Genomic DNA, 9953 nt, shown 5'->3' on the forward strand with positions numbered 1-9953 from the left:
TCGCGAGCACGCCGTTGACCGATCCGATGCACGACGAACCCCTCCTGCCCCATGGCTCGATCCTGTCGCTGCGCTGGCGCAACATCGCGGCGGCGGCCGCGGTGGTGGCCCTGGCCTGTGGCGCCTACACGCTGGCGCCTCACAACCGCCAGCACATGGGGACGTCCTACCCCTTCGGCGGCAGTTTCACCCTCAAGGGCTGGGAGTTTCTGTGGTGCGCAGCGGGTGCGTACATGCTCGGGCTGATCGCCTACTACCTGCTGGAGTCCCGACCGATCCGGTCCAAGTCGTTGCGCTGCGCTGCCGTGGTGCTGGCCTTCCTGCGATCACCGGCCGCAGTCGTCCGAGAAGGATGGAGCCGCGAGGACCGTGTTGCCGTGCTGACCACCTTGCTCAAGGCCTTCTTCGCGCCTTTCATGGTCATCGCGCTGATGCAGCATGTGCTGGGCGCCGTCACCAATGGCTGGGCCATCATCGCGGGCGCAGGATCGCAGTTCGGCTGGCTGGCGATGTTCAACCAGCACGGTTACTGGTTCGCGATGAAGTTGATCCTGTTCGCCGATGTGCTGGTGTTCACCGTCGGCTACCTGGTGGAAACACCCCGCCTGCACAACGAGATCCGCTCGGTCGACCCGACCCTGCTCGGCTGGACAGCAGCCCTGCTGTGCTATCCGCCCTTCAATCAACTCACTGGTGCGGTGCTGGGCTCCAGCGTGTCCGACTTCCCGAAGTTCGACGACCCGATGACGCATGTGGCCCTGAACCTGCTGCTGCTGGCGTTGATGGCCGTCTACGCCAGCGCTTCCGTGGCCCTGGGCCTCAAAGCCAGCAACCTGACCCACCGCGGCATCGTCGCCCGCGGCCCGTATGCGCTGATTCGTCATCCGGCCTACACCACCAAGAACATGGCCTGGTGGATCGGCTCGGCGCCGTTCGTCTGGGCCTCGTTCACGCAGTCCGTGGCCGCGGGCGCCACGGCGCTGGCGACCGTGCTGGGATGGACACTGCTCTACGTCTTGCGCGCCGTCACCGAAGAAGACCACCTGCGCAGCGTCGACGGCGACTACGCGGCGTATGCGGCGCGTGTCCGATACCGCTTCATTCCCGGCGTGGTTTGAACGCATCGCCCGCCGCGGATCTGCGCCGTTGGCTGAGCGTGGCGCCCAGCAGCAGGCACTGCGCCAGCAACAAGCCCTCGAACGGTTTGCGATAGCGCCCTTCATTGGGCACCAGCGGAACGAGGCCCTGGACGACGAACCAGGTCAGGATCAGGGCCGGCAGCAGGCGCTCCCGCTGCTGCCGCCAGCACACCACCGTCAACACCAGGCAGGCCAGCGACAGCGGCGCCCAGAGCCAGCGCGAGGCGTAGTTGACTTCGCCGATCATGCGTTCGCGGTTGCTGTCGGGCCATGAGCCGCCGAAGAACAAGCGCATCAGGTTGTCGCCCGTCAGCCAGGCCAGGCGCGAAGCGTCCCATGGCGGCAGACGCGCCGCTGCGGCTTGCCAGTCCCGTCGCCCGGCATCGAGATCGATAGCGAAGCGCACCGTGCCCTCGCGGCGAGAGCGCCATGCGGACAAGGGTGCCAGCGGGGCTTCGTCCGCAGCAGGCGACGTGAAACCGTAGCGCCAGCGGTCGGTGCCGCCGCGCCGGGAAAATTCGATCTCGATGCTCCTGGCGCCGGACTGGTGATACAGGTGCACCATCTGGCCGATGCCGTGCGGGGAGATCAGGCGCGCCAGGGTCCAACTGCGTCCGGCCAGCGGCCCCAGGATCGCGAGCAAGAGCACGGCCGAGGCAGCCGCCTTCGGCAACTTGCCGTCCTGCGCGAACCACAACCACGTCATCGCGACAGCCGCGAGCGGAAGGCAGATGCCACGTGTCAGGCCGGCGGCCAGCCAGATCGCGACCGCCACCACGAAGCTGGCCGTATCGGCCTTGCGCCGGCAGCGCCAGGTGGCCTTCAGCGCCAGGCCAAGCAAGGGCAGCATCAGCGTTTCCTGCATGAAATAGCCGTAGATCACCGACCACGACGGCAACGCCGCGAGCACGACCCAACCCGCCAGGGCCCAGTCGCGATCCGGCAGCAGTTCGCGCAGGAACCGGTACCAGAGCCACGGCCCGGCGAGCGACAGCAAGGCTGTCCACCAGGCCACCAGCAGCGCTTGCTTGACGGTGATCTTGGCCAGGATCCCGATGTAGATCTGGTAGCCGATGGGGTCGATCGCCGACATCGGCGTCGTATCGAGCGGGCGGGTGCCGATGCTCCAGTGGCGGCCCGGGTCGCTCCAGAGGTGATCCATCGGGTTGTACTGGACGATCAGCCAGACGCGGTAGCCGCAGGCCAGCAGCAGCAGACTCAGCAGCACGGCACGCAGCATGCGCGTGCGCGCGGGCACCGTGGGGTCGAGGCAAGCTGACAGCCAACTCATGATGACTATCCTGCGTTGGCCACCCCATGGGGTGCCGGCGATCCGGCCAGCAGGTGCCGCACCATCGCCTCTGCCAAGGCCTGCTCGCCGACATACACCTGCGTGCGCTCCAGCGCCTGCAGCAGCCGGGCCTCGTCCTCGTTGTGGCAGCGCACGATGGTCTCGATGGCCGGGTTCAGCGCCCGCGCGGTGGCGATCATCTTCGGCGCACCCACCGCATCGGGCACCGCGATCACCAGCACGCGCGCCAGCGCGATGTGCGCCTGCACCAGCACCGCCGGGTCGCTGGCATCGCCGGCCACCGCCGGCAGGCCTTGCGCACGCAGTGCCTCGACCCGCTCGCGGTTGATGTCGGCCACCACGAAGGGCACGCCGGCGCGCATCAGCGCCGCGGCGACATGGCGGCCGACGCGGCCGTAGCCCACCAGCACCACCTGGCGCGCCAGGTACTTCTCGGCGGTGCTGGTCGGCAACTCGGCCAGCGGGTCGTCGCTGCGCTCGAGCTGGCGCGCCAGCGCGGAGCGCGCCCGGATCCAGCGCTGCGCCGGCTCCACCAATGTGAACAGCAGCGGGTTCAGCGTGATCGAGATCAGCGCACCGGCCAGGATCAGGCTCTGCCCTTCGGGCGGCAGCAGCTTCAATGACACGCCCAGCGCCGCCAGGATGAACGAGAACTCGCCGATCTGCGCCAGGCTGGCCGACACCGTCAGCGCGGTGTTCAGCGGGTAGCGGAACAACAGCACCAGCACGCCAGCGGCGACAGACTTGCCGAGCACGATGATGCCCACCACCGCCAGCACCTGCAGCGGCCGATCGACCAGCACGCGCGGCTCGAACAGCATGCCCACCGAGACGAAGAACAGCACCGAGAACGCATCGCGCAACGGCAGCGACTCTTCGGCCGCGCGGTGGCTGAATTCCGATTCACGCAGCACCATGCCGGCAAAGAAGGCGCCGAGCGCAAACGACACACCGAACAGCGCAGACGCGCCGTAGGCGATCGTCACCGCCGCGGCCACGACGCACAAGGTGAACAGCTCGCGCGAGCCGGTCTTCGTCACCTGCCACAGCAGCCAGGGGAACAACCGGCGGCCGACCACCAGCATCAGCGCGACGAACACGCCCACCTCCAGCAGCGTGCGGCCCAGCGCGCGCCAGAGGCTGCCGGGCTCTGCCGCACCGTCGGCCGCCTGCCCGCCCAGCATGCCGGCCAGCGCCGGCAGCAACACCAGCACCAGCACCATCGCCAGGTCTTCCACCACCAGCCAGCCCACTGCGATGCGGCCGTTCACCGATTCCAGCGCACCACGCCCTTCCAGCGCCTTCAGCAGCACCACCGTGCTGGCGACCGAGAGCGCCAGGCCGAACACCAGCCCCGCGCCCAGGGGCCAGCCCCACCAGTGGGCCACGGCCATGCCCATGGCGGTGGCCACGCCCATCTGCACCACCGCGCCGGGCAGCGCGATCTTGCGCACCGCCATCAGGTCGGCCAGCGAGAAGTGCAGGCCGACACCGAACATCAGCAGCATCACGCCGATCTCGGCCAGCTGGCTGGCGATGCCCACATCGGCGACATAACCCGGCGTGGCCGGGCCGATCACGATGCCCGCCAGCAGGTAGCCGACGAGCGCCGGCAATTTCAAGCGAGCCGCGATGAAGCCCAGCATCAGGGCCAGGCCCAGCGCGGAGGCGATGGTGGTGATCAGGGGAACGCTGTGGTGCATGCCCCGGTTATATGCGACCCGCCTTGCAACGCCGAAGCGGCGCTCCCGCCAAGCAGGGGCCGCGGATCCGGCTCTGCCGGTCCGCTGGCGCCCGCCCCCTTGAGGGGGAAGCGCCGAAGGCGCTCCGGGGGTGGGTCAATCGTCCACGAAACCGGCCTTGTAGAAACTCCAGGCCGTGCCGTCGTGCAGGTAGAAGCAGCCGTCGGCGCAGAAGTCCTTGCCGGGAAAGAACTCGCGGCAGGCCTTGGGCAGCAGGCGAACCAGCTGTTCGTCGTCGAGTTCGTCGAACTGTTCGCGCGTGATCGGACGGCCGACGCGGAGTTTGATGGGTTCCATGGGCGATGCGGGGAAGCTCAAGTGGCATTCTGCGGCAGCAGCGTCGCGGCCAGCTTGGCGGCCGGCTTGGCCAGGGTCGCGAAGCTGCGGGCGCACAGCAGCAGTTGGCGATCGGCCCAGGATTCATCCAGTGCGATAACGCGCAAATTCAGCGTCTCTGCAGCCCGCGCAGCCACCTGCGCGGGCACCACGCCCAGGCCGACACCGGCCGCCACCAGCTGGCAGACCGCATCGAAGCCGCGCAGGCGGATGCGTGCCGGCAGGCGGCGGCCGAGCTTCATCGCCTGCAGGGCCAGGTGCTGCTGCAGCGCGCTGTCATCGTCCAGGGCCACCAGCGCGTGGTTCAGCAGCTCGGCGAAACCCACGCGGCGCCGCCGGGCCAGCGCATGGCCGCGCGGGACGATGGCCACCAGCTGGTCCCGACGGAAAGGCAGCGCCTCGAGGCCGGAGACATCCACCGTATCGGCCACGATGCCGAGCTCGCCCACGCCATCCAGCAGCCGGCTCACGATGCGGTGGCTGGGCAGCTCCTGCAGGTCCACGTCCAGGGCCGGGTGTGCGCAGAGAAAGGCGCCCAGCGCTGGTGGCAGGTGTTCGGTGGCCGCGCTGGTGTTGCACAGCAGGCGCACGGTGCCAGCCAGGCCGCCGGCATGTTCCTGCAATTCCTGCTGCAGCCTGTCGATCTGCTGCAGCACCAGCCGGGCGTGGTGGGCCACGGCCAGGCCGGCCTTGGTCGGCTTCACGCCGCTGCGGTGGCGCTCGAACAGCGCCAGCCCGGTGGCGTCTTCCATGCCGCGGATGCGGGCACTGGCCGAGGCCAGCGCCAGGTGGGCCCGCTGGCTGCCCAGCGTCATGCTGCCGGCGTCCAGCACCTGCAGGAACAGGCGCAGGTCCGTCAGGTCGAAGCGCAAAGGGGGTGCAGGCATGGCACAGCGTCCCGGTGAGCTTTCGGAATTTCCGAATGCTGGCTGAGCATATCGCCGCTTGAGCCGTTGACAGCGCGGCGCCAGACTCAGCGCATGCCCGCCATCGACTCTGCCCTGCTGCATGCCACCGTCTTCGTGCCCTGGGCCGTGTGCGCCAGCTTCGTGCTGGCCGGGCTGGTCAAGGGCGTCGTCGGACTGGGCCTGCCCACCGTGGCGATGGGCCTGCTCGGTACGCTGATGCCGCCGGCCGAAGCGGCGGCGCTGCTGCTGCTGCCCTCGCTGGCGACCAATCTGTGGCAGATGCTGCGCGGCGCCGGCCTCGCTGCGCTGCTACGCCGACTGTGGCCGATGCAAATTGGCGTTATCGCCGGCACGCTGCTGTCGCCGGTCGGCCTGGCCGGGCTGGACGCCGGGCTCGCCTCGGCCGGCCTGGGTGTGGCCCTGCTGCTGTATGCCGCGGTCGGCCTGGGCACCGTGCGCCTGGTGCTGCCGGCATCGGCGCAGTGCTGGGCCGGTGCACTGGTGGGTGGCGCCACAGGCGCCGTCACCGCCGCCACCGGCGTGTTCGTGATGCCGGCCGTGCCCTACCTGCAGGGCTTGAGCCTGGGCAAGGATGCGCTGGTGCAGGCGCTGGGCCTGTCGTTTACCGTGTCCACCGTCGCGCTGGCCGCGCGGCTGGCGCTGGATGGCGCGCTGGTCATGCCGGCCTCACAGATCGGCGCCGCGCTGCTGCTGCCGCTGGCCGCGGCGCTGCTGGGCATGGGCATCGGCCAGACGCTGCGCGGCCTGCTCAGCGACCTGGTATTCCGCCGGCTGTTCTTCGCCGGCCTGCTGATGCTGGGCTTGCAGCTGCTGCTGCGGCGTTGACGGACGCGACGTCAGGCCACTTGGCCCTTGCGCGTGCCCTGGCGCACGAAGCCCGTTGCCAGCGTGCCGGCGGTGCGGAACATGCTGTTCGGTTGCGCAAAGGCAGCGGTGGACCAGCCAAAGTCGAAGCCGGCATCGCTGGCGATGTCTTCCAGCACCAGGCACAGCTGCACCAGGCTGCGGGCATCGAGCAGGCCGCCTTCGCCGGTCAGCGGGCTGTCGGCGCCGATGGCCATGCCGAGGTCTTCGGTCAGGTCGCGGATCGCGGTGTAGACCAGGGCTTCCAGCAGGGCCGGGTCGCGGGGGTTGGCGGGACGGTTCATGTCGGTCGTTCCACGAGACGGTCAGTGCAAGGGTCAGCGCAACAGCGCCCAATCCACCGGCGTGCCGCGCTTCGTGGCGCACTGCACCTGCAGGCCCAGCACCAGGTCCAGGTGCTTGGGCGGCAGCCCCAGGCCGGGGCGGATGGCGCGCACGTTGTCGCGGCTCAGCACATCACCGGGCTGCAGGTCCTTGACGATGTAGAGCGAGCGGCGGTGCTGCATCGATTGCGCCTCGGCCTTCGAGCCGCCGAAGCGCACGCCGCCCATCGCCTGCCAGGCGCGTTCGGTCTCCAAGCGCAGCAGCTTCATCTCCGCCGGCTCCAGCGAAAACGCCGAGTCCACACCGCCATCGGCACGGGCCAGCGTGAAGTGCTTCTCCACCACGCAGGCGCCCAGCGCCACCGCGGCCACGGCCACGCCACAGCCCATGGTGTGGTCGGACAGGCCGATGTCGCAGCCGAAGGCCTCGCGCATCACCGGGATCGTGCGCAGGTTGGTGTTCTCCGGCGTTGCCGGGTAGGTGCTGGTGCATTTCAGCAGCACGATGTCATTGCAGCCGGCGACCTTGGCGGTGCGCACCGTCTCGTCGATCTCGGCCACGGTGGCCATACCGGTGGAGACGATCATCGGCTTGCCGGTGGCCGCAACCTTGCGGATCAGCGGCAGGTCGGTGCATTCGAAGGAGGCGATCTTGTAGGCCGGCGCCCCCAGCGATTCGAGGAAGTCCACCGCGGTGTCGTCGAAGGGTGTGCTGAAGCAGTGGATGCCGCGCGCCTTCGCCCGCTCGAAGATCGGGCCGTGCCAGGCCCAGGGCGTGTGCGCTTCTTCGTACAGGTCGTAGAGGTGGCGGCCGGCCCACAGGCTCTTCGGGTCGTCGACGACGAAGCCGGGCGCATCGACCTTGATGGTCATCGTGTCGGCGGTGTAGGTCTGCAGCTTGATCGCATCGGCGCCGGCATCGGCCGCGGCGTCGACGATGGCCAGCGCACGGTCCAGCGACTGGTTGTGGTTGCCCGACATCTCGGCAATCACATAGGGGCGGGTATTCGGGCCGATCTCGCGGGTGCCAATCTTCATGGGGGTGATCCTGTGTGTGCTTGCGGCCATCGGTTGCGGCCCTCAGTTGCGGCCCTCAGTTGCGGCAATACGCATGCAGCCGCCATCGCCGGAATGCTCGCACGCCGGGCGCCGGGCGGGCGGCAGATGAGCAGGGGCATTCCGGCCCTTTTTCGAGACCCGGTCAGGCCACGAAGAAGTTCAGCGAGAACAGCGTGCTCGGGTTGTAGACATTGGGCCGGCGATCGAACAGGCACAGCGAGCCCGACAGCGTCTGGTTCCAGTTGCCCTTGCGCGTCAGGCAGCGCAGCAGCGCCTGGCGGTCGATGTGGATCACCAGGCGGCGCTCTGCCGGCTGCTGCGGGTCGGCGCGCAGCAGGTGCTCGGCAGCGGGCTGGCTCAGCAGCTGCAGGCCGGCGTCGCAGCGCAGGTCGTCGTGGATCTGGAACTGCACCTCGCAGTCCAGCCGCAGCTGGCGGCGCTGCAATTCGGCGCGGTAGCGCTGCTCGGCTTCAGCCAGCAGCGTGCCCAAGCCGTCGGTCGGCTCGGCCAGGGGCTCGGCCTGGTAGGGGTAGAGGTCCTGGGCATGCGCGGCAATGGCCTGCTCGCGGTCGCGCGCCAGCGGCGTCACCACCTGCTGCAACGCAGCGGCAGCCTGCGCCAGGGTTGTCGCGCCGCAGGCCGCGGCCACGTCCACCTGCAGCCCGCCTTCGAGCACCAGCGGCGTGCTCAGCGCGGCCACCGCCTCGGCGAACTGCGCATGGCTGGGCTGGGCGATGCGGTCGTTCAGCACATGGAACTTGCCGGGAATGAAATAGGTGCCACCGGCCGGGAACAGGCAGCGCGGCGCCAGCAGCCGCACCTGTTCACGCAGCTTCGCCAGCGAATCGGCCACCAGCCGCGCCTGCTCGGCGGCGCGGTCGATGCCGATGAAGCATTGCGGGTACTCGCCCGCCGCGCCGGCCATCAGGCAGGCGATGTCGATCGCGCCGAAGCGCTCGGCAATGAAGGCCTTGACCTTCGCCAGATCGTCCAGCGACAACGGGTTGTCCACCTGGTTGAAGAAGGTGTGGCGGCCGTCGTGCAGCACCAGCGAGGTGTCCAGCTCGTAGTTGACCTCGTCGTCCAGGCCGGCGCTGTTGCTGGTGATCTGCGGAATGATGGCCAGCGAAACGCCGCACTCGTTGTGCACTTCGAAGGCGTCCAGCTCGATCACCTCGGCCGCGCCCATGCCCTTCAGGCGCCGGGCCAGCACGCCGTTGTCGAAGCGCTTGATCACGAAGCGCTTGGCCAGCAGGCCCGAAGCGGCCAGGAAGGCCGGATCGAAATGGTCGCTGTGCATGTGGGAGATGTAGACCAGGTCGGCATCGGCGACGAAGCTGACCAGGTGCTCCAGCGGGTACTCCGGAAACGAATGCCAGCCGCCGTGGTTGCCGAAGCCGACCCAGGGGTCGCAGACCAGCGTCAGCTGTGGCATGCCGACCTTGATGAATGAGTTCGACAGGTGCGTGATCTTCATGGCTCCGGCCCTTCACTGGTGGCGCAGGCGCGGCCACCCTGAGCGTGGCACCTTAAGGCTTGCTGCCGGCCGCCGGTGGCGCAAACAGGCCGGTTTTGCCGGCGCAGTTCGGCGCCGCGGCGAACGGCCTTCCCACTACAGTAGCGGGACCTTTCCTGCGCTCACCATGGACAACCACGACAAGCTCCGCCACGCGTTCACCGAGGTCATGAAGCTCGACGCCGCGCGCGTCACCGATGCGCTGGCCTACGGCGAAGCGCCCGAATGGGACTCGCTGGCCCACATGGCCCTGGTGGCCGAACTGGAAAACGCCTTCGGCCTGATGCTCGACACCGAGGACATCATCGCGATGAGCTCGGTGGCCGAGATCCGCCGCATCCTGGGCCGCCTGGGCGTGCAGTTCTGAGCGTTCGACCATGCCGGCCACCCTGCCCCCGAGCGTGAGCCTGGACCTTAGCCTGAACCTGACGGGCCAGGTGTGCGTCGTCACCGGCGCCGGCCGCGGCATCGGCCGCGCCTGCGCCGAAGCGCTGGCCGGCCAGGGCGCCACGCTGGTGCTGGCCGGCCGCGAGCTGCAGCCGCTGCAACAGGCCGCCGCCGAACTGGCCGAAGCCACCGGCCGCAATGGCGCCGCCGTGGTCCAGCCCTGCGACGTGGCCGATGCCGCCTCGGTGCGCGAGCTGTTCCAGCGCGTTTTCAAGGATTTCAAGCGGCTGGACACCTTGGTGGCCAATGCCGGCGTGATGGACGACGCGCTGATCGGCATGGTCAC

Annotated in this window: 11 protein-coding genes; 4 read left to right on the forward strand and 7 right to left on the reverse strand. The window is 69.1% G+C overall.

What is annotated here, in order from left to right:
- The first annotated feature begins 26 nt into the window (after window positions 1-26).
- Window positions 27-1118: a methyltransferase family protein gene (locus VLK61_RS11125; RefSeq protein WP_325421096.1), complete on the forward strand. Its 1092-nt coding sequence runs from the start codon at window positions 27-29 to the stop codon at window positions 1116-1118.
- On the opposite strand, the gene VLK61_RS11130 is transcribed toward VLK61_RS11125, so the two are convergent.
- The 4 genes from VLK61_RS11130 to VLK61_RS11145 all read right to left on the reverse strand — a co-directional run bounded on the left by VLK61_RS11130 (window position 1099) and on the right by VLK61_RS11145 (window position 5401).
- Window positions 1099-2379 carry a hypothetical protein gene (locus VLK61_RS11130; protein ID WP_325421098.1) on the reverse strand — a complete coding sequence of 427 codons (1281 nt, stop codon included), beginning with the start codon at window positions 2377-2379 and terminating at the stop codon, window positions 1099-1101. The two genes, VLK61_RS11125 and VLK61_RS11130, sit on opposite strands and share 20 nt — an antisense overlap.
- A gap of 56 nt (window positions 2380-2435) precedes the next feature.
- Window positions 2436-4154: a YbaL family putative K(+) efflux transporter gene (ybaL, locus tag VLK61_RS11135; protein ID WP_325421100.1), complete on the reverse strand. Its 1719-nt coding sequence runs from the start codon at window positions 4152-4154 to the stop codon at window positions 2436-2438.
- Between the two features lie 135 nt (window positions 4155-4289).
- The gene (locus VLK61_RS11140; RefSeq protein WP_325421102.1) at window positions 4290-4490 is read right to left on the reverse strand and encodes a hypothetical protein; all 201 of its coding nucleotides are present in this window, start codon (window positions 4488-4490) and stop codon (window positions 4290-4292) included.
- A gap of 17 nt (window positions 4491-4507) precedes the next feature.
- Window positions 4508-5401, reverse strand: a complete 894-nt coding sequence (locus tag VLK61_RS11145; RefSeq protein ID WP_414636803.1) for a LysR substrate-binding domain-containing protein — start codon at window positions 5399-5401, stop codon at window positions 4508-4510.
- A 108-nt stretch (window positions 5402-5509) separates the two neighbouring features.
- On the opposite strand from VLK61_RS11145, the gene VLK61_RS11150 reads away from it, so the two are divergent.
- Window positions 5510-6283 (forward strand): sulfite exporter TauE/SafE family protein, encoded by a 774-nt coding sequence (locus tag VLK61_RS11150; protein ID WP_325421106.1) that lies wholly within the window; start codon window positions 5510-5512, stop codon window positions 6281-6283.
- A gap of 11 nt (window positions 6284-6294) precedes the next feature.
- On the opposite strand, the gene VLK61_RS11155 is transcribed toward VLK61_RS11150, so the two are convergent.
- The 3 genes from VLK61_RS11155 to VLK61_RS11165 form a co-directional block, all read right to left on the reverse strand.
- Entirely contained in the window at window positions 6295-6606 is a 312-nt protein-coding gene (locus tag VLK61_RS11155; protein WP_325421108.1) for a hypothetical protein, read from the reverse strand.
- A gap of 33 nt (window positions 6607-6639) precedes the next feature.
- Complete coding sequence (pseI, locus tag VLK61_RS11160; RefSeq protein WP_325421110.1) at window positions 6640-7683, reverse strand: pseudaminic acid synthase; 1044 nt, start codon at window positions 7681-7683, stop codon at window positions 6640-6642.
- A 163-nt stretch (window positions 7684-7846) separates the two neighbouring features.
- Window positions 7847-9181, reverse strand: coding sequence for an MBL fold metallo-hydrolase (locus VLK61_RS11165; protein WP_325421112.1), 1335 nt, complete (start codon window positions 9179-9181; stop codon window positions 7847-7849).
- Window positions 9182-9347: 166 nt separating this feature from the next.
- Here VLK61_RS11165 and VLK61_RS11170 point away from each other — a divergent pair, with 166 nt between their 5' ends.
- Window positions 9348-9587: an acyl carrier protein gene (locus tag VLK61_RS11170; protein ID WP_325421114.1), complete on the forward strand. Its 240-nt coding sequence runs from the start codon at window positions 9348-9350 to the stop codon at window positions 9585-9587.
- A 34-nt stretch (window positions 9588-9621) separates the two neighbouring features.
- Window positions 9622-9953: SDR family NAD(P)-dependent oxidoreductase (locus VLK61_RS11175; RefSeq protein WP_325421116.1), on the forward strand; the 332-nt coding region annotated here is incomplete at its 3' end.

The sequence above is a fragment of the Aquabacterium sp. genome, from assembly GCF_035476535.1.
GTDB lineage: Bacteria > Pseudomonadota > Gammaproteobacteria > Burkholderiales > Burkholderiaceae_C > Pseudaquabacterium.